The following is a 24748-nucleotide window of genomic DNA, read 5'->3' on the forward strand; positions in this document are numbered from 1 at the left end:
ATTATTTTCCCCGTATAATAATTACCGGATCCACTTTGCTTGCTTTGCGTGAAGGAAAATAACCAGCCAGATAAGTGGTGACAATGGAAAATATACTTCCAATAATGTAGAACTGAGGATTATAATCAACAGGGAATGTTTTTGTTGTTGGCAATGCCGCGGTATTAAACGGAATCTGATCAATTAAAACTGAGAAACCGAACCCAAATAACAATCCGAGTGCGCCGCCAAAAATACCAATGCTCAATGCTATTGTGATAAAAATAACGTTCACATCCCATCCCGAAAATCCGGTAGCCTTCAGAATGGCAATGGAATCCATTTTCTCATAGATCATCATGTTAAGAATATTGTAAATTCCAAAACCCGCAACAATCAATAATGTAATACCTACTGAATAAGAAATTAATGTGCGGATGAAACTTCCTGTTTCAAATTGTGCATTTGCAGTTTGAATATCCAGTGCATCAACATCGTATAACTTCTGGTACTCTTTTGCCATTTCAGGCGCCTTCTGAATTTCTTTTACTTTAACCTGGATGTCTGTAATATAATTGTTTGATTCGCCCATGAGTTTTTGAACAGTATTGATAGATGCATAGCTCTGCACATTGTCAACATCCCTGATACCTGATTGAAAATATCCGACCACTTTTAATTGTATGCGTTCACCCCTGGTGGTCGTTACCTGGATCACATCGCCAATGCCAGCAAGCATTTTCTCTGCCGCACCTTTACCAAGAATAATACTGTTCGGTACATTTTTAAGATCGATAAAATTGCCTGTTGTCACATAATCATGAAATAAAAACAACTTGGTTTCAGCTTCTACATCTATCCCGTTGATGACACCTGTAAGATCAATTGCACCAACATTGTAAATAACCTGAGCTGTAATTTTTGGTGCAACACCCAAAACTCTTTCATCTTTGATCAGCGCGTTTATGATGGCTGCATTGTTATAGATCTCAAGCCGTTCAACTTTCGGTTTTATGGAACTTACGAAATTATGATAGTGCTTGTATTGCGCTGACTGATCAATTGGTTGATATTTTGACGGCTGAATTTCGTTGTAGAGTCTTATATGTGGTGTTCGGTTTACGATAAGACCATCAAGCATATGGTTTAGTCCCGACATGAAACTGAGCAGGCTGATAAACATGGTGATGCTGAAGGTGACTCCGATTGCGGCCACTAGTGTTTGTTTCCACCGTGCCATCAGGAGCGAAACGGAGATTCTTGTTAGGAGATTCAGGTTCATTCAGCAGGTTTTATCAGTTCATCTTCAGCACTTATACCTGAAAGGATTTCAATTTTCTGATAATCTTTAATTCCCGTTTTTACGACTGTATGTTCGCCATTGCTTTTTATTGCTATGGAATCATTCAAGAGGTAGTTTCGTGGAATAAGCATTGCTTTATCTTTTGTCTGCACCACAATATTAGCTTCGAATGTAATGTTGGGGTACAGTGTTTCAGGTGGTTTGGTGAATTCAGCTTCTACCATAAAAGTTTTACTCCGTTCATTCATTAACGGAATGATCCTGGTGATAACAGCTTCAAATACTTTTTCATTGTAACTGTCCAGCGTTACTATCACCGGTAAGCCATCTCTGATTTTCAATATATCATTCTCATCAACCTGCATTTCCAGTATGAATTGCTTTGCGTCACCAATCACTGCAAGCGGAGTTTGCATAGTTGCAATTTCTCCTTTTGATATTTTCAGATCATATACAACACCATCAATTTCACTTTTTATTGTAAAATCATTCTGAAGTTTGCTGGAGATCAATAGATTCTTCTTCGATTGGGCGGAAGCAAAATCTAATTGCCGCTTCAGTTCATTGTATTTTTCTATCGCAGAAAAATGGGCAGTCTTTGAATTCTCATAATTAAGCTCACGTTGTTCCAATTCCACTTTAGTTCCTATGTTTTGTTGCCACAAGGCAAGCTGCCGGAAGAATAAGGCGGAATCATTCTTCATTTTACTCTTTGAGAAATCTACTAATTGACCGGCTTCATTCAATTTTCCCTGGTTAGCGCTATAGTCAGAAAATTGCGCGGCGAGTTCAGCATTTTCTTTATTCAATCGTTGTGTTTCGCCGGAGATGATCAGCAGTGGTGTACCTTTCTTTACGGTGTCTCCTTCTTTCACATATACCTCCTCAACAATGCCACTCACGGTAGGAAATACCTGATATTGATTTTTGCTTTTAATTGTTCCTGAGGCGTAAATGGATTCCGTAATGGATTCAATAGTGGGCTTTATTTTTTCTACTTTGCTTTTACAAGAAAGAATACCCGCCATGATGATAACTAATATTGCCTTGTTCATGGAATGCAAAGATAGTGATATGCGCATGAGGGAAGGATTGATTTGTAAGAAAAGTCTCGGCGATGTTGCAATTCAGGAACCCTTTTGCTCTACAAACGGAATATATTCTTATGAGTTTTTGAGAAATTACATAGAAATGCAGGTTAATGACTTACTTGCAATCGCCCTGACAACTGAATAGTCCAGATACGATGGCAACTGTTTTTTTTATTCCAACGAATTCAATAATTATCTGACAAATGGAATTAGCTAATCTGCCTGAATTTAAATCATTACCCGAAATCAATAAAAAACTAACTGAGTACAGTATTGCCAGAACTTTTTCAGAAGGAGATGTCATCCTGAATGAAAACGCATATATCAAATCAATCCCTATAGTAACAAGCGGAAGTGTGAGGGTAATGCGTGTGGATGAAGACGGAAAGGAAATTTTACTTTATTATATCCGATCAGGAGAAAGTTGCATCATGTCATTTTTGGGAGGACTTCATCATGATACGAGCAAGGTGAAGGCCATTGTGGAAGAAGAGACAGAAATATTGCTGTTGCCCGTTGACAAGGTGAGGTTGATGCTAAAGGAATATCCTGAATGGCTGGATTATATTTTCAGGTTGTACCACAAGCGTTTTGAGGAATTGCTGGAAGTGGTAAATGCGGTGGCATTCAAAAAAATGGACGAACGACTGCTCAACTTTATTAAGACGAAATGTGAACTCACCCAAAGCAAGACACTCTATCTGACTCATGAACAACTGGCCGGCGAGCTGGGCACAGTGAGAGTAGTGATTTCACGATTGCTGAAGCAACTGGAAGATGAAGGCGTGGTAAAACTGGGAAGAAATAAAATTTCGCTTGTGTAACATAAGTTGCTGAACGGAATTAATTGTTGTTTGACTTTTGTGGTATCATAAAATTTTCACCCAAAATTCAAAACAAATGAAATCTAATGTATCAAGTGCCGACAGGATCTTAAGGATATTTGTCGCAATCGCAGTAGCTGCATTGTTTTTTGCAAACGTTATTAGCGGAACTACAGCTATTATTCTATTAATCATCGGAGGAGTTTTACTCCTGACTTCAATAATAAATTTCTGCCCTTTGTATTATTTTTTAGGACTTTCTACCCGTAAAACGGCTAAGTAAGACGGATTCAATGGGTTACTGCAACGCCCCGGTTAATAGCAATATACTGGCTCAATGAACGAGAACATTCCTGTGCTTGATTGGAGTGCTCGTGTTAAATTGTTTCATTCACTAATAGACATGCAGAATACTGATAAAAGTCATGGAAATAAAAAGTAATAATGAGGAAATTAGCTGCTATAGTTAGTTTTTTATCTCAGGCAAAATTCAATGAAAGAAGAACAGTAAAACTAAACTGACAAAATGATAAGTACACTAAAAAAATTATTTGGTTTCGGCCCAGGTACAGACTATGCCGCATTGGTAAAACAAGGAGCCATTATAGTGGATGTTAGAAGTAAGAACGAATATTCCGGAGGACACATCAAAGGATCCATAAATATTCCGGTAGATCAGCTGGGCAGCAATTTAAGCAAGCTGAAAGAAAAGGATCGACCGATCATCACTTGCTGTGCATCCGGAATGAGAAGCAGATCTGCAAACGGAATTCTAAAAACAAAAGGATATTCACAGGTCTACAATGGTGGTGGTTGGGCAAGTTTGCAATCTAAACTATGAAGTTTGATACCAATAATAGACGTTTCATAAACTGCAAGCAACAGCGATAAAATTGAAAGTAGATTAAGTCACGAAGTAAAATAAAAACAAAATGGAAGTGCATTATTATAACGTAGATGTCGAATGGATAGAAAACAGGAAAGGCGAACTTTCTTCTCCGGAATTGCGGTCAGATATTGAGGTAGCCACGCCGCCTGAATTTCCTAAGGGAATGACGGGAATCTGGTCACCCGAACACTTGCTGACGGCAGCGGTTAATGGCTGTTTCCTGACCACCTTTTTAGCAATAGCTGAAAACTTTAAATTGGACTATGTAAGTTTCAACTGTAGCGCAAAAGGAAAACTGGAAAAGGTGGATGGTAAGTATTTAATGACTGAAATCATGCTGGAGCCTGTGCTGATAATCAGGAATGAAACAGACAAAGAAAAAGCGGAACGTGTACTTCAGAAATCAGAAACTGCCTGTCTCATTTCGAATTCCATTAAGTCGAAAGTGACGTTGACTACACATGTGATTGTACAGCAGTTCGAGACCTATGTTTAACATCGTTTGCATACAGAGTGGATTCACGGAAACTTCAGAAATGTAAATTTGTTTTTGCAATAATTATTAATTGATATGCTTCAGTTTTCGATTAAATGTTTAAGAAGCTAACAGAACAAATCCAGGTTAAGAATGAAAAATGCAAACAGTTGGTAAATTGCTATCATCAACACGTATTAACCGAAAAATTAAATCAATAAATTATAGATCGATAGTTGATTTTTTAAATGACAAGGGAATTACAGGACTGAACAATGGGAATACGATGGAAGAGAAGGTAATATTATCCAGCAGCATAAATTCAGGCCTTTTCATTTCACTGCTGCTGAAGTGTCTGAAACAGTGTTAAGGTAATCGGGTTTTTTCTTTTATGAAAGCCAATTTTGCAACTATCATTTTCGTGTGAAAGATTTTTCGTGCGGTATAGTTTTACGGTATACCGCTTGCTAAATAAATTCTTCCACCGAAATCTTCAACACCTCAAAAGCCATTTTAGCCGCCTGCTTTTCCGCATTTTTCTTGTTGGTGTCTTCACCTTCACCTAATTCTTCGCCGTCAATCAAAGCAGCAACTTTGTATACAGCGCGGTGACGGTGCCTGGAGTGATTTTTTACAGAAAAAGTAAGTAATCTACCTGATTTTTGTGCCCACTCAAGCAGTTTACTTTTATAATTGAATTCACTTATTTCCAATTCACCTACATCAAGAAATGGTTTCACTATTTTTTTGATAATAAATTTATGGGCACTTATATAGCCTTTGTCGAGATACACAGCACCTACCAATGCTTCAAGGGCATTGCCTGTGAGCGCTTTTTTATTCAGCATAGGATCAGTTGAACTATAGGAGAGAAATGTATCGATTCCCATTTTGTGAGAAACAGCTTTCAACTGGCTTCGGCTCACCATTTTCGATCGTATGTCAGTCAGGTAACCTTCATCTTTATAAGGGAATTTTTTGAAGAGATAATCCGCAATCACAGAACCCAATACTGCATCGCCTAAAAATTCAAGGCGTTCATTGCTGTCATAAATTTCTTTTGCTGAAGAACTATGGCGAAAAGCCATTTCATAAAGTTCGAGATTAACAGGTGACAAACCGGTGAGGGATTTCACCTGAGAATAGAATGCTTTCTTACCGGAAAAAAGACGACGAATCAAATGAACAGATTAGTTTGAATCCGAAAATTAAAAACCCCGGCTGAATCTTTTTTCAGCCGGGGTAAAAGGTAAAAATATTTATCAGTCTTTTAGCTTCCGCATGATCAATGAAGCATTGTGTCCGCCGAAACCAAATGTATTGCTCATAGCAACATTCACTTCACGGCTTTTTGCAACATTGAAAGTAAGATCCAGATTAGGATCAATTTCAGGATCGTCAGTAAAATGATTGATAGTTGGCGGGATGAAACTTTGTTGCATGGCACCAATGCAGGCAATCGCCTCTGCAGCACCGGCAGCTCCCAGCATGTGTCCTGTCATAGACTTGGTGGAACTGATGCTCATTTTATAGGCATGGTCACCAAACACCGTTTTAATTGCTTTCAATTCTGCAAGGTCACCAAGTGGAGTGGATGTTCCGTGTGTATTGATGTAATCAACTTCTTCAGGTCGAAGACCTCCTGCATCTTTTAATGTTTCTCTGAGCACCTGCATTACGCCGATGCCTTCAGGATGAGGAGCGGAAATGTGGTACGCATCACCAGACATTCCACCGCCGATTACTTCGCAATAAATTTTTGCTCCACGTGCTTTCGCATGTTCGTATTCTTCCAATACCAGTGCACCGGCACCTTCACCAATTACAAACCCATCGCGGTCCTTGTCATAAGGACGGGAAGCGGTTTCAGGAGAATCATTGCGTTCACTCAATGCCTTCATGGAGGAGAATCCGCCAACAGCAGGAATGCACAACGGAAATTCCGATCCGCCGGTAAGCATTACTTCAGCTTTCCCTAAGCGTAGATAAGTAAGGGCATCAATGATTGAATTGGTAGAAGAAGCACATGCATTTACGATTGACATGTTGGGACCCATAAATCCATATTTAATGGACAAGTGGCCGGCAGCTAAATCAGGAATAATAAGTGGAATGAGGAATGGACTGAAGCGAGGTGTTCCATCACCGGCACAATATTCCATCATCGCTTTGGCGTAAGAATCAATACCTCCGACACCAGTTGCCCAGATAACACCAATGCGGGTTTTATCTTCAATTGCAAGATCAAGGCCGCTGTCAGTCACGGCTTCTTCAGCAGCTATCAAGGCATACTGAGAATAAGGATCCAGCTTGCGCGCCTCCTTTTTCTCCAAAAACCGGTATATATCCAGGTTTTTGAGCTGACAAGCGATCTTCGTTTTGAATTTTGAAGTATCGAAATAGGTAAGGGGTCCCCCACCACTTACACCTTTGCGAAGATTGTCCCAAAATTCAGGAACAGTATTCCCTAAAGGAGTAAGCGCACCGAGACCGGTGACAACTACCCTTTTAAATTCCATGTAATGTGCGGATTAAGACTTAGCGTACTGCTCGATGTAAGCGATAGCCTGACCAACAGAAGTGATGGTTTCAGCCTGCTCGTCAGGAATGGAGATATTAAATTCTTTCTCGAATTCCATGATTAACTCAACCGTGTCGAGAGAATCGGCACCAAGATCATTGGTAAAGGTCGCTTCTGGCGTAACTTCACTTTCATCAACGCCTAATTTGTCAATGATGATCTTCTTAACTCTTGCTGCGATGTCTGACATAAATAATTAGTGGTTTACGTGGTTTAATTTCCGGCAAAGTAAGGGATTTCAGTTTTTATACGCAATCTTTTAAGCAATTATTTTCAGACATTAATATCCACGTTTGGGAGGATTCTGAAGCTTTAATCTGCATTACATCCGATGCAGGAAGCTGTATTTGTTTATTTGGGTGTAATCGTGTAGGTTTGAAATACCCGTCATCGAAATAAAACACCGGCTTTACGTTGTCGAAAAAGAGAATAGTTTCAATTGAAGATCAGTTTACAGGTGTTTTATGGGGAATTATGGCACAGGTAAAAGAATATCAATTAAGCTGGCATCTCAACAGGACTCTTGGATTTGACCTGAAACGTGCAGACGACATGGAGATCATTCATAAAAAAAAGAACCGGACATCACTGTTCAGTTTTTTCAGATATGAAAGTGAACTTGATAAAAGGCAGGTATTTGTGATTTCCAATAAGCATTTGGGTGAGTTCCTGATACCTGAAGTGCAGCAGGCAGATTATTTTTTGATGATAAAGGGTGAAGTTTCAGGAGCGGAAGAAGAAACTTTATTTTCAAAGATCAAAAATATTCCAATCGTGCAGCTCATCGTGAAACTGGAATATCATCAATTGAAATCTAAACATAACCTCCTGGTTGATTAATCCTGACTTTTAATTTTTTTTGGTGTATTATAGTCGTCAATCTTTAACTCAAATTTAAATTCTTAAACCCTTTACGTATGTGGAATGAAGAAGAGAACAAACTCAAACGGATATTTTTATTTCATGATTTTGTAGCAGCATTTGGATTCATGACGAAAGTCGCATTGATAGCCGAAAAAATGAATCACCATCCTTACTGGATCAATGTCTGGAACAAAGTGGAAATTCAACTTTCAACGCATGATGCCGGCGATGTGGTGACTGAAAAGGATCATAAGCTGGCAAAAGCCATCGATAATATATACACCGATGAATGATACTTTTGGTTAATTTTGAAATTCAGCCATTTCCACATGCAAACCGGATTGAACATTCATTGAAACAAAAATATTTTCTTGCCTTTCTGCCAGCTTTTTTAATCTTCTTTTCTGCAAACGGACAATTGCCGGAACAGGATTGCAGTGGAGCATTGCCGGTTTGCCAGAATGTTTATGTGCAACCTAATTCGTATGCCGGAGAAGGAACCCAGGAATTGACTTTTGGCAATTCTTCCTGTTTAACCCAAGGTGAAGAAAATTCGGTTTGGTATATCTGGACGGTGAATGTTTCCGGTTCACTCGAGTTTGAAATCACTCCGATAAATGTGAATGATGATTATGATTGGGCCGTTTACAATCTAACCAATGCATCCTGCGCTGATATCATAACCGGAGTGGCACCGGAAGAGCGTTGCAATTATTCCGCAATTCCAGGCTCAACGGGATTATCTAATCCATATGTATTGACGTCAGTAGGAGCAGGTGGCCCTAATCAATGTCAACCTATGAATGTTACAGTGGGGGAGACTTATGTGCTCGTGATTAATAACCATGATGGACTCATCGGCGGATATACTTTGTCATTCGGAGGCAGTGCGGTCATCTTTGATAATATTCCACCATCGCCTGTTTCTATTGATCCGTTTCCATGCACACCTCCCGACGTGTTGCATCTGACAGTATCTGAGCAGATACGGTGTAATTCAATATCGGCCGATGGCAGTGATTTTTTTATTACAGGTCCATCATTGGTAACAGTTGCCGGTGCTTCTTCTCCCGGCTGTCTGAGCGGAACTTTCACCAATAAAATTGATGTGCAGCTTTCTGGTCCGATCAATGTAAACGGTGATTATTTCCTGAAATTTAAACAGGGCGCCGATGGAAATGTGATTCTTGATAATTGTGGGAACGAACTTCCGGATACGAATAAGATGCCTTTTAAGGTGGCCATTGCCGATGCTGAATTTGATTACGAAATTATTAAAACGTGTACAGGTGATTCTCTTGTGTTCACAGATTTATCGGTAGGTGATACCACTATTACCTGGTCGTGGGATTTTGGTGACGGGAATACTTCGACAGATATCAATCCGACACATATGTACTCCGGCACCGGAACTTTTGATGTTATTTTATTCATAACAGATACCGGAGGATGCTTCAACAAGGATACAATTTCAATCAGCACCTATCTGGAACCACCTGTTGCAGGATTTTCAGTTTCTCCGCCGCCTTATTGTACTGACATACCGATTTCATTTTTCAATTCATCAACCGGACAGGGATTAATTTATAAATGGATTTTCGGTACCGCGACCTCCAGCGACTTTGAACCTGTTTTTACGTTCACCGCAGCCGGCCTGTACACTGTTTATCTCGTTGTAACAGATAGTATCGGTTGCACGGACACGGTTGCTGCAAATCTGACCATCAACCCTGGAGTGATTGCTGATTTCAATTTCCAGCCAGACGTACTTTGTACTGGTGATACTATTTCATTTTCCAATGTTTCCACCGGTAATATAACTTCGGTTGATTGGGATTTTGGAAATGGCATTACAGATACTTCCTCTACTTCAGTTGATCTTGCGTATTACAGCAGTGGTTCATACACAGTTACTTTGATTATCCATGATGCAGTCTGTTTGCCGGATACATTTATTGAATTGATCAATGTGTATGATTATCCAATCGTAAACCTTGGAAATGATACCAGTATTTGCATTGGTGAATCCATTGCATTGGATGCCGGGAATCCGGAATACCAGCATGACTGGTCGACAGGTGCACAAACGCAGGCAATTGTTTTGAACCTGGTACCGCAAACTGCAATTGTGTTTGTGAGCAATAACGGATGTGTCGGAAAGGATACAATTTTTGTGGATAATGCCTGTCCCTTTTTTATTCCAACAGCCTTCACGCCAAATAATGATGGCATTAATGATGCTTACAAAATAATAACTGATGGGACGAATGATTTTGAATTGATGATTTTCAATCGTTGGGGCCAAATGGTTTATCAGTCATCTGATGCTGATGCATCATGGGATGGAACCTATGAAGGACTGCCTGAAGAAATGGGTTCTTATATCTACTCTGTTAGTATTAAGTTTGATAATGGCGTGAGTCGGGTAATGAAGGGAAATATTACTTTGATACGATAGTTGGAAGTTAATTGGTCATTGGTCGTTTGTCAATTTGTCAATAGTCACGAAAGCAGATATGGAAAATAATATTAATTTTTATAGACTAAAATGATCAAAGGGAATATCCTGATAATTGACGATGAAGTCAAGCTCCGCAACTTGTTGGCCCGCATCATTTCTTTAGAAGGATTTACAGTAACAGAAGCAGATTCCCTCCGTGAAATGCAGATTAATTACAGGAATAATTTTATCGTTGTCGTTTCCTTTATTAAGCTAATCAAACGCACCGCGTTTCGATTGGGTTAAACTCCACTAAAAATTGCTTAGCGGTTGCTATACATTTCTTTTGTTTTGATGCTGATCAAACACGTTGCAGTTTTTGAGAAGTGGAGAAGCGCTATATTTCAAGTAAACAATCCGGGTTAAAAACAGGCAAATAGTAAGGTTGATTATTCTGTAATAATGTATCGTGTTGCTTTTATAAAATCCGGACGCATATAATTATTTCCGCAGCAACTCGGATAACTCTTCCGCTTCCATTCCAACCCGTTTCAGGACAAGGTTTCGTGGTGGTGTAAGAATAAGTGGAATTTTTTCTAAAGTAACTGTGCTGGAATCCAGTCCGAATTCACGGCCTTCGGAAAGAGATACTTTTTTAAGTAAAAAATAAAGATCCATCACTAATTTTTCAAAGATGGGGAGATCGTTTTCAAAAGAGAGAAATTTTTCCATTACTACAAACCGGAAATCGCCGGGCAAACGATACTTGTGTAGTGATTTATATCGGCTTGTAATATCCACTTCACCGCGTTCCACCATGTCTTCAATTACTTTTCTCAGAAAAAGATTGACACGCGGCTCAATGCGAAAACCAAGTCTGAAATCTATGCGATAGGCTAAGTTGGGTTGCAGCACATCTACCTCGTACTCCCTGGTGTACGGCTCATCAATTACATCCACATGCACAAACCAATAGGTATCCGCACGTTTCGGTTGTTTATTGAAGATGGAAAAGAAAAATTTCGATTCGATTTGGGATGGATAGTTGGCACTGGTCATAAAGATGACGTGAGAAGCATATTTTGGAATGCTCTGATCTTCACTGAGCTCAGCAAGTTTGGGCAACAATTGTTTCATTTCATCAAACTCAAGGAAACGGTTTTTAATCTTACGTGCCCGGAACCAGGAATACATCACCAGCATAAATGACAAAGCTGCAATAATGGCGACATAGCCGCCATGTGGAAATTTAATGAGGTTGGCAACAAGAAAAAATAATTCAATGCAGAGGAAAGTGATGCCAATAGCAAGTGTGATGGTATAAGAACCCCGTCGCACATACGAATAGGTGCTTATTAAAATTGTGGTAACAATCATCGTGAGGTTGATGGCAAGCCCGTATGCAGCTTCCATGTATTTCGATTCTCCAAAAAACAATACCACACCAATACAACCTGCATAAAGAATCCAGTTGATGGCGGGAACATACAATTGACCACGTTGATCTGTAGGATGCACCACTCTCACCTTTGGCCACAGGTTTAGACGCATCGCTTCATTGATAAGCGTAAATGCACCTGTGATCATTGCCTGGCTGGCAATTACCGTTGCGATGGTAGCTATGCCGATTCCGAAAATCAAAAACCATTCAGGCATAATTCCATAAAATGGATTGGCAATTGACAATTCATCTCTCTTCAAACCCTGGTATTGCATGAGCCAGGCCGCTTGTCCAAAATAATTAAGTAATAAACAGATTTTTACGAATATCCAGCTTACACGGATATTGATCTTTCCGCAATGTCCGAGGTCAGAATAAAGCGCATCAGCTCCTGTAGTACAAAGAAATACGGCTCCTAATAACCAAAAACCACCTGGATATTCGGTGAGCAGTCGTATGGCATATAGTGGACTTAATGCATGCAGTATTTCGAGATGTTCGATGATCTTTGATATTCCAAGTGATCCCAGCATCACGAACCAGATTAACATAATAGGGCCAAAAGAACTACCCACAACACGTGTACCGGCACGCTGGAAAAGAAAGAGTATGGTAATGATGATGATGACGATCGGAACGGTTTGAATCTCATTGTTCAGATTGCGCAACCCTTCCACTGCAGAAGAAACGGAAATGGCCGGTGTGATCATTCCATCAGCAAGCAAGGTAGAGCCACCGATGATTGCAGGAATCACCAGCCATTTCGCTCTTTTCCTTACCAAAGCATACAGCGCAAACACGCCACCTTCTCCTTTGTTATCAGCACGCAGAACAAGTAAAATGTACTTGAATGAAGTGATCAGCGTCAGCGACCAGAAAACACAGGAAACACCGCCATAAATTAAATCTTTGCTGATTGGGCGATCTCCGATGATAGCCGACATAACATACAAAGGTGATGTACCAATATCTCCAAAAACAATTCCTATCGTGATTAACAACATCCCGACAGATAGCCGGGATACTTTCGTTTTATTTCTCAAACTCCAGATTTGACTTCAAAGTTAACATGATTGAATCTTAAAGTTAAAGAGAAACATAAAAGTAGGTGTCTGAAGGCCTTTTCACGGTATATAATTGCATTGAAAAAGATTCAACGAATATGCAAGGTTAAAACAAGTAACCTGGTACATCAGCTTTGCATTACTTATTTGAAAGCGTAAATCATCAGAAGCGATAAGAGACTCCTGTGTTTATTCCAAACCAATACGGATGCGCTTCAAGTGGAATATCATTCAATGCAATGTTGGTGAGATAGTAATGAAACTGCATTCCTGCCAGCAATGAAAAATGGTCCGAAATCATACGGTGATAATTGATACCGGCGGATGAAGTAACATTGTAAACGTGAAAGACAGGAGGTTTCTGGCTGTTCTTAAAAAAAGAATTGTTGTGTATCTCAGAAGTTTCATAACCATCTGCAGCATATTTGTATTCTATAAATTTCGATAATCCCACTCCTGCAAACAGCGAGAGTTCGTTTTTTTGTTTTTGGAAAAAATACCATTCGCCATTCAATGAAAAATCAAGCCAGTTGTAGCGGGTCACTGACGCTATATTTCCTGTGGTGGAAATCTTGCTGATTGTATAGTTGTTGCCTGGGTTACCTGTTACGGAAGCACTATCTTCCAGATATGGCGAACTGCCCGCTTTTAAAAATGCGTTTTTTTCTCCGGTAGTCGTGTAGTTAATTCCGGCACCTAACACAATTTTTTTCGACAACTGATACTGTCCGGAAATACCGCATGAAAAACCGATTAATACCTCGCCGGATGATTGGCTGAGCTTTGAAATGGAGTCAGCAAATGCAACATCAGTTGTTGTGCTAAAAACAGATCCTGTATTTTGACTTTTATAATTGAGGCTTGATACCAAAGGAATTATTTCGCCACTGATGCTGAAACGGGATGTATTAAAATTCATCCAGGGTTGCACGGTGTGAAGATCCGGTTGGTGCACTACAACAATATTTTCATCAGCATTTAGCAGCAGCGTAGATGGCACATTTAAAGTTGTCAATGCTGTAAATGGTTCGCCACTCAGGTTTTTATTTTCAGATAAGGAAGCATTGGCAATGTCTGAAGTAATGGATGCAATCATAGAATGGTTGGAGCTTGTTATTGTTTCATCCGTATTGATTGTTTGCAATGGATCAGATATATCATTGCTTTTGTTAATTTCATTTTTATGTTCTTTGGCAATTGAAATTGCAGAATGACCGGTTGTTGCAATTGCTTTACTGTTTTTCGCTGTTTGAATATTATCATGATCTTTTGAAACAACCATTTCTTTTTCAGGCGAAAGTTCAGCAGTTGATTGTTGTATTTTTTCGGGCGCTATTTCACTGGTTACATTGGTGGTTGGTGATGAACTTTTTGAATTCGATTGATTTAGGAAATATAGCGATGTGATTCCAATTCCAATGAGAATTCCCGCAGCAGCAGTCCACAACCAGATAAAACGGCGTTTGCGTCTTTCTTGTTGTAATGAAATTTTCACATTAGCCCATACGTCATCAGATGGTTTCATCCGGAAACCCGCCGCTTTTTGCCGTAGCTGATTTTCAAAATTATTTTCCCGATCCTGTTCTTTCATTTTCAGATCCTATTGAATGGAGATGAGTTAATTTTTTTAACAACCAATGTTTTGCGCGTGCAAACTGTGATCTTGAAGTGCTTTCTCCAATATCAAGCAGTGCTCCGATCTCCTTGTGTGAATAGCCTTCAATGGCGTAGAGGTTAAGCACTGCACGATAACCGGGTGATAACTGTTGAATCAGGTTCATCAATTCCGTGTTTTCCAGGCGCTCCAAAGCGTCCAGTTCAGCAACGCTTTCTTCTCTCGCCATGGTGATTTCAAACTCCGCCCTGAAGTTTTTCTGGCTTTTGATATAATTCAGTGCAGTAGTAACCATGATACGCCGTAGCCAGCCTTCTAATGATCCGTCACCACGAAAATCTTTCAGGTAACGAAAGGCGCGAATGAATCCATCTTGTAAAACATCCTCCGCTTCATGGCTGTTTTGAACATAGCGATAACATACCCCTAACATTTGCGGGGCAAAGCGGTCGTACAATTCTTTCTGAGCGAGTGAATCACCTGAAAGGCAATGATTCACCAACTCGAGGTCAGCGTGCATATGAACTACTTTCGCCAGTGCAAATTTTTGATGGTAGACAGCAGCCCTGGCGTAAATGCTGCAAGCCAAAATTAGAATTTATCTGCTGGCGGTTAGGGAGTGGTGCGACTAACGTCCATTCATATGAAAAAGTCCCGAACATTAATCAGTTGTTCAGGACTTATAATTAAGGTGGTGGAAATTTAGTTATTGCGCTCAACATACGTTGTATAAGAAGGTTTTGCAGGCGATTCAATAATAAAGAGACTCGTGTTTCCACCGGTATTAATAGTTATTTTTTCGGCATTTTCAATTTTTGCAAAATCTTCTTTCTTCATGTCATTACTGTCAATAGCAACCTCACCATTCACTACAAAAAAGGAATAGACTGATTTTGAGGATAATGCCATTGAATGATGGCCTTTCTCAATATCCATAAGTTTAATCCTTACGCCTTCCGTATCCATTTGCACCGGTGCATTTTCACCTTTAAAAATTTTAGTAGTAAAACCATTTTCTTTCACAACCGGAAAAGTATCGCTGAAATAATCATTGTAAGTGGCAGGTTTAGAAATTGCTTTTTCAAGATCCGGATCAAACCATATTTGAAAGAGGGAAGAGCCGGGAAGGATTTTTTCAGCATGTGAAATTCCATTTCCTGAACGGATGATCTGCACATCGCCGGCTTTCAGCTTGAGCCAGGTTTTATTTTTGGTATCATAATGTTCGATTGCTCCTGTAAGCACAAAAGACAGGATTTCAAATCCCTGGTGCGGATGCAAACCAATCGTGCTGCCTTTCTCACTCCAGGCATGAGCCCAGTAAAAAAGGTTTGAATAAGGAAATGTATTGGCCTGCTGATAAAATACCGGCCGTTTTTCAAGTACAGCACCACCGTTAAACTGGCCGTCAGCTTGTTCTTCTTTCCGAATGATTTGAATGTTCATGTTTAATTTCTTTATAGGATAGAGCAACGAAATGGAGTCGTAAAAGTTCAGTATTGGATTTTTTGCAGCTTCAGCTTTGTTCTTGTTTTTTTTGAAGAAAATTCGTTAACACCATTCTTTCCTATTTTACAAATGAATGGTCTCGCATAAATTTCTGTTATTTTTGAAGCAACACCTTCCATATGATTGAAATAGTTTTGGGAATTTTATTTATAGCCGGCTATGCTGTTATCTCCTTTGAGCATCCGTTGAAAATAAACAAGACAGGAACAGCAGTATTGCTGGGCGTTTTGATTTGGACACTTTATATTGTTTTTGGTTCGCAGCAAAATGAAATAGTGCTTGAAGAGCTGAGTCATCATCTCGCCGGTATTGCAGAAATTCTATTTTTTCTGATGGGCGCCATGACGATCGTGGAGTTAATAGACACGCACAAAGGGTTTCGCATCATCACCAATCTCATTCAGACTGATTCAAGGGTAAAATTATTATGGATCATCTGTGGCATCACCTTTATTCTTTCAGCCATTTTGGATAACCTGACCACTGCAATTGTCATGGTTTCCCTGTTAAGAAAATTAGTGGATGATAAGAAAGAACGATTGGTGATGGCAAGTATGGTCATTATTGCCGCGAATGCCGGTGGGGCCTGGAGTCCGATTGGCGATGTTACAACCACCATGTTATGGATTGGCAACAGAATCAGTGCCACCGGAATTATGTCGAAGCTTTTTTTACCATCACTCATCAGTCTTTTGGTTCCGTTGGTGTACCAGTCGTATTTTATGAATGGAAAATTATTGAAAGACGGATCACCCGAAAACCGTTTGCCAGCTGCAGAACCCTTTTCCAATGCAATCTTTTTTTTGGGAGTCGGCGCGTTGATTTCTGTACCTGTATTTAAAACACTTACACACCTGCCACCTTATATGGGTATGCTGATGGCACTTGGTGTTTTATGGGTGGTTACCGAATTGTGGCATTCAGGAATAGAAGACCGTCGCCACCTGCGTGTTTCGAATGTTTTGTCTAAGATTGATCTGACAAGTATTCTTTTTTTTCTTGGAATATTACTGGCAGTTGCAGGATTAGAATCTATTGGTTTGTTAAAAAATGCTGCATTCTGGCTAGATAGTGCCATTGGCGATAAAGATGTAATTGTTACCATTTTCGGATTGTTGTCATCGGTAATAGATAATGTTCCGCTTGTAGCTGCTACCATGGGAATGTATAGCGTGACAGATTTTCCTTTGGATCATAAAATCTGGGAAATGATTGCGTTTTGTGCAGGCACCGGTGGCAGCATATTAATCATTGGTTCCGCGGCAGGTGTAGTGGTAATGGGTATGGAGAAAATTGATTTTATCTGGTACTTGAAGAACATTAGCATCACAGCTTTGTTTGGATATTTTGCAGGAGTAATTACCTACCTGTTGATGTTTCAAATGTTAAATTGATGCTTGTTTACGATCTTTTGTATGTCGCGGTTTTTATAGAAAATAATCTATCGTGAAAATCGCATTTGCCCCTGAATATGTATTGCCATTGCCGGCTAATCATCGTTTCCCGATCAGCAAGTATGAATTGATACCACTTCAATTATTGCACGAAGGAATAGTGACAGAAGAAAACTTTTTTCAACCTGAAAGTATAGATATTGAAGTGGTAGCGCTCACGCATACACAGGAATACATACATCGTTTGCAAAACCTTCAAATGACTGATTCTGAAATGCGGAAGATCGGTTTTCCGCAGACACCTGAATTGATGACACGTGAATTTATTATTGCAGGAGGTACGCTTGAATGTTGTGAGTTTGCAAAGCAACATGGAGTGTCATTAAATATTGCCGGAGGTACGCATCATGCGTATCCTGATCATGGCGAAGGTTTTTGTTTATTGAATGATTGTGCGATTGCTGCGAATTATTTATTGCATACAAGTAAAGCAGCAAGGCTTCTGATCATTGATCTGGATGTTCATCAGGGACAAGGCACTGCGAAAATATTTGAACACGAAAAGCGGGTTTTTACTTTCAGTATGCATGGAAAAAATAATTATCCGGTGCATAAAGAAAAGTCAACACTGGATGTGGAGTTGCCGGATGGAATACGCGATAATGATTATCTTTCATTGTTGCAGCAACATCTTCCTCAAGTCATTGATCAGTTCCGTCCTGACTTTTCATTTTATATCAGCGGTGTAGATATTATTGCAACGGACCGGTTTGGTAAACTGAATGTTTCGATGGAAGGATGCAAGCGGCGGGATGCTTTTGTATTTGAAACTTTGAAGAAGCAAAATATTCCCGTGGTGGTGACGATGGGTGGTGGTTATTCACCTGAGATCAAAGACATACTGGAAGCGCATTGCAATACGTATCGGGTGGCGAAGGAGATTTATGTGTGAAGGAAAAGAAATGATCTCTGGCACTCTAAGAAGTAAAATCCTTGTTTTTCATTGATCAGGTGACTAAAGTAACACCAATCTATTTCAACCAATTTTCAATTTTCAATGTAGCGACTCTGTTGAACTCTTTTTCGTTGGCGGTAATCAATGTTAATTTCAAAGAAAGCGCCTGACTTGCAATAAGGAGATCCATATTCCCGATAGGCTTTCCTTGTTTTTCAAGCACTGATCTTATTTTTCCATACAAGGCACTCATTTCTTCATTGAAGTGCACAATGTGAAAGACAGAAAGAAATTGTTTAACCACCGCTTCATTTTTCAAGGGTTGCTCACTTTTGTACACACCATAATAAAGTTCAGCGAGTGTGAAAACTGAAATGCCGATATCAGCCACAGGATGTTCAGCGATTTTCTCCCTCAGCCACAAAAATTTAGGGCGTAAAGCTGCAATGCAAATGTTAGTATCAAGCAGGTACTTCATTTGAATATATCTTCTCTTTTCTGCGGTAGTACATCCGGAATATCAGTTGGGAAATCATCAGTAAGCATTTCAATGCTGTCGAAGAAGTTCTTCCATCCTTTGTATTTAGGATAAATAATCAATGCATTTCCAACTCGAGTAATATAGGCTTCCCTGGTGGGGAGTTGAAATTTCTTAGGGATCCGGATGGCCTGACTATTACCGCTTTTAAATAATTTAGTGGATTCCATGTTAAATGTGTATACAGCAAATATATACATTTTTGAACACCCTCCATACAAGCAGATGGTACAGGTTCCTTCACTTCACCCTACCCTGCGTTGAGCTTCTCAAGCTGCTTCACTTTCTCAATAAATGTCTTCGCAAAATTTTTAATGTCGTCACTTAGCTCTTTATTTTTTGTTGCACGGAAAAAGGAATCACTCATGGTGGAGAAAGTTTGATAGAAGAAAAGATTCATTTCCGGAACGGTCATTTCTTTTGTCCAGATGTCGATGCTCATGCCTGTCTTTGCTTTATGATCCCAAAGTGCCAGCAGCATGGCATTGGATTCATGATTGCCCGGCTCAGCATCCGTCGCCTGCCAGTTAATTTGTTCTGGGATGTTGCTTTTATCCAATGATATAGAAAGTTGAATGGTGCTTTCGCGTTCGGGAAGTTTCTTGTCGGAGCTCATGAAGGGAAGTTTTCGCAAAGGTGTTGATTTATTGGTAATTACATTGTTAAATGACTAAATGGTTGCGGCGGAGCCGGAGTGTAATGAAGCACCTAAGCCATTTGACCATTCAACCATTTAGCCATCATTTGTTACAACTCTCAAAGAATCCTGATTCAGTTAACAGAAAGTTAATCAGCTACTTGATTTCTTAAAGCATAAAAAGATCGCTGAAAGCCGGCTTAAAAACTATCCACATTCAAAATTACCGGCCTTCAAGGGGCGTTTCAAAGCGTCGTCTTATCATATCCACAATTCATATCCGAAAAAAGTACAATTCACATTTTCAGGTGCATAAAATCGAAGTCTAATGTTTGATTAAAATCGAATTCAAGATTAATCTTGTCTTAACAAAGTTCTGCCGGTTGTTCGTGTTTGCGGTTTGTTGATTTATTCACTCCTCTAAATTTTAAGATTCTTTTTTTGACAACGGTGCCCGATAATCCGGGACAAAATAATTTCTATCTACCATAAAAATTACAATAAGCCTGATGAAAGAACAAGTTGATGAATTGCTATTAAGAGAAAATAAAGATCGCTTTGTATTGCTGCCGATCAAATATCCCGACATCTGGGAAATGTATAAGAAGCATGAAGCCAGTTTCTGGACAGCGGAAGAGATTGATCTCTACCAGGATTTGAAAGACTGGGATTCCCTTACCAAAAACGAAAAGCATTTCATCACGCATGTGCTTGCTTTTTTCGCGGCCAGCGATGGCATTGTGAATGAAAATCTGGCTACGAATTTTATGGAAGAAGTGCAGATTCCGGAGGCACGTTGCTTTTATGGCTTCCAGATCATGATGGAAAATATTCACTCTGAAACGTATGCCTTATTGATTGACACCTATGTAAAAGATGTGAAAGAGAAGGATCGTTTGTTTCATGCTATTGATACGGTGGACTGTGTGAAGAAAAAAGCGCAATGGGCTTTGAAATGGATTTCCAACGGATCATTTACTGAAAGACTCGTTGCCTTTGCAGCAGTGGAAGGAATATTTTTCAGTGGCAGTTTCTGTTCTATCTTCTGGTTGAAGAAACGCGGCCTGATGCCAGGACTTACTTTTTCCAATGAACTGATTTCGCGCGATGAAGGATTGCATTGTGAGTTTGCGACCTTGTTATACAGCAAGATTCAAAATAAACTTTCCAAAGAACAGGTGTATGGAATGATTGGCGATGCGGTTGAAATCGAAAAAGAATTTATCGGCGATGCATTGCCTGTTGACCTTATTGGTATGAATGCCAAACTGATGAAGCAATACATCGAGTTTGTTGCTGATCGCTGGATTGTGGCACTTGGTTATCCGAAGTTATACAATGCTTCCAATCCGTTTGATTTCATGGAAATGATTTCACTGCAGGGCAAAACCAATTTCTTCGAGAAGCGTGTTGGTGATTACCAGAAGAAAGGTGTGTTGGGTAATGAAAAGAAAATGGAAGTGTCTGGTGACAGTGCGTTTTCGTTGATGGAGGATTTTTAGGTTAGTAGTTAGTAGTTAGTAGTAGTAGTGAGTAGTGAGTATTTAGTAAGTCGTTAGTCTATAGTCCTTAGTCGTTAGTGAGTCCTTGGTCTTTTAGTCTTTAGTCCTTTAGTCCCATAATATTCAGTCTTTAACCAATCTCCGCAAGATGTTTGTAATAAAAAGAGATGGCAGAACCGAAACTGTAAAGTTCGACAAGATCACTGCCCGCATTGAGAAACTATGTTATGGATTGGATCAGGAACATGTTGAACCGATCCTGGTAGCGAAGAAGGTGATTGAAGGCATCTATGATGGTGTTACCACCACTGAACTGGATAATCTTGCTGCGGAAACTGCTGCTTCGATGACGGTGCGCCATCCTGATTATGCATCGCTTGCATCACGCATCGCTGTTTCCAATCTGCACAAGAACACGAAGAAATCTTTTTCGGGTGCGATGTATGATCTCTACAATTATGTAAATTCCAAAAACGGAAAAAAATCTCCGCTGCTTGCTGATGATGTGTTTGAGATCATTGCAAAGAATGCTGATGTGCTTGATTCGAGTATTATTTACGACCGCGATTTTCAGTTCGATTATTTTGGATTTAAGACACTGGAAAAATCTTATTTACTGAAAGTGGATGGTCGCATTGCGGAACGTCCGCAACATATGTTTATGCGTGTTGCCATTGGCATTCACCGCAATGATATTGAAGCAGCAATTGAAACGTATAACCTGATGAGTGAACGGTGGTTTACGCATGCAACACCAACGTTGTTTAATGCGGGCACACCGAAACCACAAATGTCTTCCTGCTTTTTATTGACGATGAAGGAAGACAGTATTGAGGGCATTTATGATACACTTCGTTCTTGTGCCCAGATTTCACAGTCTGCAGGCGGCATCGGTTTGAGCATTCACAACATCCGCGCAACAGGTTCTTACATCCGCGGCACAAATGGAACTTCCAACGGTATTATTCCGATGCTGCGTGTATTTAATGATACGGCTCGTTATGTTGATCAGGGTGGCGGAAAAAGAAAAGGATCGTTCGCTATTTATCTGGAACCATGGCATGCTGATATTTTTGAATTCCTGGATTTGAAAAAGAACCATGGCAAGGAAGAGATGCGCGCACGTGATTTATTTTATGCACTCTGGATTCCGGATTTATTTATGAAGCGTGTGAAGGAGAATGGTATGTGGCCGCTCTTCTGTCCGAATGAAGCACCCGGACTTGCTGAAGTATATGGCGAAGCGTTCGAAAAGCTCTTTACAAAATATGAAGAGGAAGGTCGTGCGCGCAAGATGGTGAAAGCACAGGATCTGTGGTTTGCCATTGTACAATCGCAGATTGAAACAGGCACTCCTTATATGTTGTACAAAGATGCCTGCAATGAAAAATCGAATCAGAAAAATCTGGGTACCATAAAGAGTTCCAACCTCTGTACAGAAATTGTTGAATATACAGCTCCTGATGAAGTCGCTGTTTGCAATCTTGCTTCCATTGCGTTATCACGATTTATTAAAGACGGAGCATTCGACCACAATAAATTATTTGAGGTTACGAAAGTGGTAACAAAGAACCTCAACAAGATTATTGATGGAAATTATTATCCGGTGGAAGCGGCTAAACGTTCTAACATGCGGCATCGGCCCATTGGCATTGGTGTTCAGGGATTGGCCGATGCGTTTATTCAATTGCGTCTTGCATTCGATTCACCGGAAGCTATTCAACTGAACAAAGAAATTTTTGAAACAATTTATTACGCAGCAGTTACAGCATCTAAAGATCTGGCTGCAGTTGATGGAGCGTATGAAACGTATGAAGGCTCACCAATGTCGAAAGGAATTATGCAGTTTGATATGTGGAATGTAGTGCCGGGCAATCGCTGGGATTGGGATTTTCTTCGGGAAGAAGTGAAGCAACATGGCGTGAGAAATTCTTTGTTACTCGCTCCCATGCCGACAGCCTCCACTTCACAGATTCTTGGCAACAACGAATGCTTTGAACCTTATACTTCCAATATTTATACACGTCGGGTACTGTCGGGTGAATTTATTGTAGTGAATAAACACCTGTTAAAAGATCTCGTAAAGTTGGGCATCTGGAATAATACCTTGAAGAATAAAGTGATTACCGCGAACGGTTCCATTCAGCATATTGCAGAGATTCCACAAACGATCAAGGACATTTATAAAACCGTTTGGGAGATCAAACAGAAAGTGGTGATTGACATGGCTGCTGATCGGGGTGCGTTTATTTGCCAGTCGCAGTCGCTGAATTTATTCATGCAGGAACCGAGCGTTTCAAAAATCACTTCCATGCATTTTTATGGATGGGAAAAGGGATTGAAAACAGGCATGTATTACCTGCGCACCAAAGCAGCAACGGATGCGGTGAAGTTTACGGTAGAAAGGGAACATGTGGAATTGCCGCAACCTAAAGTGGAAGAAGAAGTAGTAGTGTATGCAGCAGCAACTGCAAGTGCATCGGTTGAAGTTACTGCTACTGTTGCAGCGGTTCAGAATGATGTAGAAACAGATCTGATCACTTATAAAGAAGGGGATGCCTGCGTGCTGGATGAGGATGGCAATTGCTTAATGTGCGGTTCGTGAAGTGAGTATTTTTTGTTTTTTAGCAAAAGCGCGGTTGAGAGACTGCGCTTTTTTTATTTAAGCTTTGGAAAAGTTCTTAGCTAATTGCTTTTAGGATCGTAGTTGGTTAACTTTTCCAAAGCCTTCGCTGAAACTAATTCACATACTTCTTCAACTCTTCGAAGAATTGTTCAAACGGTCCTGATTCGCGGTGAAGGATGAGATTGTTTTTTACATCAATAAATACCAGTGTGAAATATTCATTGTCTTCAAAATCACTGAAGCGGAATTCTTTTATTTCTGCCCATTGAAAATTTTTAGGATCACCTGTAGATTCTTTTTTTGAATTGAGCAATTGAATGCTGAATCCCGAATGAAGCAGCGTGAAGCGATAGGTTTTTGCCAGCGAATAGTAAATAAACATGCCGGTGAAAACGGAGGGCAGAAACAGAAATAAAATCCATGGAACCACGAGGATGACTGATTGTTGCACGAGATTATTCCAGTCAAGCAAAAGTGATTGAAGCGCTTGTATCAACAAGGCATTTAGCAAAATAATAATCAATAAAGCGATGCCAAACCATAAGTAAGCTTTCGGTTTGTGAGCACGGAATTCGAATGTCATGCAACAATGTAAAGATGATTAGGCGTAGAAAAAAATAATTGAGCATGCGTTTATTGCAACTGTTGAATCATTCTGGCAGAATCTCCTGCAGCCCTTGCCGAGTCAATGATGTGCTGAATGCGCTGATAGGTGCTTTTCAAATCCAAATCAATACTGCTGACAGTATCGTTTACAATTACGATGAGCTGATTATCGCCATAATGCCATTCCTCTGTTTTTGTTTGCAGGCCATATTCATCTGTCGTTACACCCACATTTATTTTCTGGTCTGGTATGCCGGCGATTTCAACCACATCAAGGTAACTCATGCCGGGTTTAATGTTTGCTAATTTGCTTTGAGTTGAATTATCTGTAGAAGAATTTTTACAGGATGAAATAGAAAAAATAAAAAAGAAAAAACAGAATGTGAAAGTTATTTCAGAATTGCTGTTCATTTTA

At 39.9% G+C, this 24748-nt stretch carries 25 protein-coding genes; 11 read left to right on the forward strand and 14 right to left on the reverse strand.

Annotation, left to right across the window (positions count from 1 at the left end):
* Position 1: 1 nt before the first annotated feature.
* Together IPO83_12525 and IPO83_12530 are read right to left on the reverse strand one after the other, a co-directional pair.
* The gene (locus IPO83_12525; protein ID MBK9732087.1) at positions 2-1261 is read right to left on the reverse strand and encodes an ABC transporter permease; all 1260 of its coding nucleotides are present in this window, start codon (positions 1259-1261) and stop codon (positions 2-4) included.
* Positions 1258-2337, reverse strand: coding sequence for an efflux RND transporter periplasmic adaptor subunit (locus IPO83_12530; protein ID MBK9732088.1), 1080 nt, complete (start codon positions 2335-2337; stop codon positions 1258-1260). Before IPO83_12530 ends, IPO83_12525 begins: the two co-directional genes overlap by 4 nt.
* A 239-nt stretch (positions 2338-2576) precedes the next feature.
* On the opposite strand from IPO83_12530, the gene IPO83_12535 reads away from it, so the two are divergent.
* From IPO83_12535 to IPO83_12550, 4 genes are all read left to right on the forward strand, one after another.
* Positions 2577-3197, forward strand: coding sequence for a Crp/Fnr family transcriptional regulator (locus tag IPO83_12535; protein MBK9732089.1), 621 nt, complete (start codon positions 2577-2579; stop codon positions 3195-3197).
* Positions 3198-3273: 76 nt separating this feature from the next.
* Positions 3274-3480, forward strand: coding sequence for a DUF2892 domain-containing protein (locus IPO83_12540; GenBank protein MBK9732090.1), 207 nt, complete (start codon positions 3274-3276; stop codon positions 3478-3480).
* A 243-nt stretch (positions 3481-3723) separates the two neighbouring features.
* Positions 3724-4038, forward strand: a complete 315-nt coding sequence (locus IPO83_12545) for a rhodanese-like domain-containing protein (GenBank protein MBK9732091.1) — start codon at positions 3724-3726, stop codon at positions 4036-4038.
* A gap of 91 nt (positions 4039-4129) precedes the next feature.
* Complete coding sequence (locus IPO83_12550) at positions 4130-4582, forward strand: OsmC family protein (protein ID MBK9732092.1); 453 nt, start codon at positions 4130-4132, stop codon at positions 4580-4582.
* Positions 4583-5028: 446 nt separating this feature from the next.
* Here IPO83_12550 and rnc read toward each other — a convergent pair whose 3' ends face one another.
* The 3 genes from rnc to IPO83_12565 all read right to left on the reverse strand — a co-directional run bounded on the left by rnc (position 5029) and on the right by IPO83_12565 (position 7332).
* Positions 5029-5742: a ribonuclease III gene (rnc, locus tag IPO83_12555; GenBank protein ID MBK9732093.1), complete on the reverse strand. Its 714-nt coding sequence runs from the start codon at positions 5740-5742 to the stop codon at positions 5029-5031.
* Between the two features lie 81 nt (positions 5743-5823).
* Positions 5824-7080 carry a beta-ketoacyl-ACP synthase II gene (fabF, locus tag IPO83_12560; protein MBK9732094.1) on the reverse strand — a complete coding sequence of 419 codons (1257 nt, stop codon included), beginning with the start codon at positions 7078-7080 and terminating at the stop codon, positions 5824-5826.
* 12 nt (positions 7081-7092) lie between these two features.
* Positions 7093-7332 (reverse strand): acyl carrier protein, encoded by a 240-nt coding sequence (locus IPO83_12565; protein ID MBK9732095.1) that lies wholly within the window; start codon positions 7330-7332, stop codon positions 7093-7095.
* A gap of 224 nt (positions 7333-7556) precedes the next feature.
* On the opposite strand from IPO83_12565, the gene IPO83_12570 reads away from it, so the two are divergent.
* From IPO83_12570 to IPO83_12580, 3 genes are all read left to right on the forward strand, one after another.
* Entirely contained in the window at positions 7557-7982 is a 426-nt protein-coding gene (locus IPO83_12570) for an IPExxxVDY family protein (protein ID MBK9732096.1), read from the forward strand.
* 77 nt (positions 7983-8059) lie between these two features.
* Positions 8060-8299: a 4a-hydroxytetrahydrobiopterin dehydratase gene (locus IPO83_12575; GenBank protein MBK9732097.1), complete on the forward strand. Its 240-nt coding sequence runs from the start codon at positions 8060-8062 to the stop codon at positions 8297-8299.
* Entirely contained in the window at positions 8296-10464 is a 2169-nt protein-coding gene (locus IPO83_12580; GenBank protein MBK9732098.1) for a PKD domain-containing protein, read from the forward strand. The genes IPO83_12575 and IPO83_12580 overlap by 4 nt, the downstream gene beginning before the upstream one ends.
* A 483-nt stretch (positions 10465-10947) precedes the next feature.
* Here the strand turns inward: IPO83_12580 and IPO83_12585 are convergent, their stop codons facing one another.
* From IPO83_12585 to IPO83_12600, 4 genes are all read right to left on the reverse strand, one after another.
* A complete protein-coding gene (locus tag IPO83_12585; protein ID MBK9732099.1) occupies positions 10948-12891 on the reverse strand; it encodes a KUP/HAK/KT family potassium transporter in 1944 nt (647 codons plus the stop codon).
* 223 nt (positions 12892-13114) lie between these two features.
* Entirely contained in the window at positions 13115-14542 is a 1428-nt protein-coding gene (locus IPO83_12590; GenBank protein MBK9732100.1) for a hypothetical protein, read from the reverse strand.
* The gene (locus tag IPO83_12595) at positions 14517-15086 is read right to left on the reverse strand and encodes a sigma-70 family RNA polymerase sigma factor (GenBank protein ID MBK9732101.1); all 570 of its coding nucleotides are present in this window, start codon (positions 15084-15086) and stop codon (positions 14517-14519) included. The genes IPO83_12590 and IPO83_12595 overlap by 26 nt, the downstream gene beginning before the upstream one ends.
* Positions 15087-15268: 182 nt before the next feature.
* Complete coding sequence (locus IPO83_12600) at positions 15269-16012, reverse strand: pirin family protein (GenBank protein MBK9732102.1); 744 nt, start codon at positions 16010-16012, stop codon at positions 15269-15271.
* A 185-nt stretch (positions 16013-16197) separates the two neighbouring features.
* Here IPO83_12600 and nhaD point away from each other — a divergent pair, with 185 nt between their 5' ends.
* Together nhaD and IPO83_12610 are read left to right on the forward strand one after the other, a co-directional pair.
* Complete coding sequence (gene nhaD, locus IPO83_12605) at positions 16198-17469, forward strand: sodium:proton antiporter NhaD (GenBank protein MBK9732103.1); 1272 nt, start codon at positions 16198-16200, stop codon at positions 17467-17469.
* Positions 17470-17518: 49 nt separating this feature from the next.
* A complete protein-coding gene (locus tag IPO83_12610) occupies positions 17519-18421 on the forward strand; it encodes a histone deacetylase (GenBank protein MBK9732104.1) in 903 nt (300 codons plus the stop codon).
* 79 nt (positions 18422-18500) lie between these two features.
* Here the strand turns inward: IPO83_12610 and IPO83_12615 are convergent, their stop codons facing one another.
* From IPO83_12615 to gldC, 3 genes are all read right to left on the reverse strand, one after another.
* On the reverse strand, positions 18501-18902 hold the full coding sequence (locus IPO83_12615) for a type II toxin-antitoxin system VapC family toxin (GenBank protein MBK9732105.1): 402 nt from the start codon (positions 18900-18902) through the stop codon (positions 18501-18503).
* Positions 18899-19132, reverse strand: a complete 234-nt coding sequence (locus tag IPO83_12620) for an AbrB/MazE/SpoVT family DNA-binding domain-containing protein (GenBank protein MBK9732106.1) — start codon at positions 19130-19132, stop codon at positions 18899-18901. The genes IPO83_12615 and IPO83_12620 overlap by 4 nt, the downstream gene beginning before the upstream one ends.
* Before the next feature lie 80 nt (positions 19133-19212).
* Entirely contained in the window at positions 19213-19578 is a 366-nt protein-coding gene (gldC, locus tag IPO83_12625; GenBank protein ID MBK9732107.1) for a gliding motility protein GldC, read from the reverse strand.
* A 530-nt stretch (positions 19579-20108) separates the two neighbouring features.
* On the opposite strand from gldC, the gene IPO83_12630 reads away from it, so the two are divergent.
* Both IPO83_12630 and IPO83_12635 read left to right on the forward strand, forming a co-directional pair.
* Positions 20109-21101 (forward strand): ribonucleotide-diphosphate reductase subunit beta, encoded by a 993-nt coding sequence (locus tag IPO83_12630; protein ID MBK9732108.1) that lies wholly within the window; start codon positions 20109-20111, stop codon positions 21099-21101.
* Between the two features lie 148 nt (positions 21102-21249).
* Entirely contained in the window at positions 21250-23706 is a 2457-nt protein-coding gene (locus tag IPO83_12635; protein ID MBK9732109.1) for a ribonucleoside-diphosphate reductase subunit alpha, read from the forward strand.
* Positions 23707-23839: 133 nt separating this feature from the next.
* Here the strand turns inward: IPO83_12635 and IPO83_12640 are convergent, their stop codons facing one another.
* Both IPO83_12640 and IPO83_12645 read right to left on the reverse strand, forming a co-directional pair.
* A complete protein-coding gene (locus tag IPO83_12640; GenBank protein ID MBK9732110.1) occupies positions 23840-24310 on the reverse strand; it encodes a hypothetical protein in 471 nt (156 codons plus the stop codon).
* 50 nt (positions 24311-24360) lie between these two features.
* Positions 24361-24744, reverse strand: a complete 384-nt coding sequence (locus IPO83_12645; protein MBK9732111.1) for a hypothetical protein — start codon at positions 24742-24744, stop codon at positions 24361-24363.
* Positions 24745-24748 lie beyond the last annotated feature (4 nt).

This window comes from Chitinophagaceae bacterium (assembly GCA_016717285.1).
Lineage (GTDB): Bacteria > Bacteroidota > Bacteroidia > Chitinophagales > UBA10324 > JACCZZ01.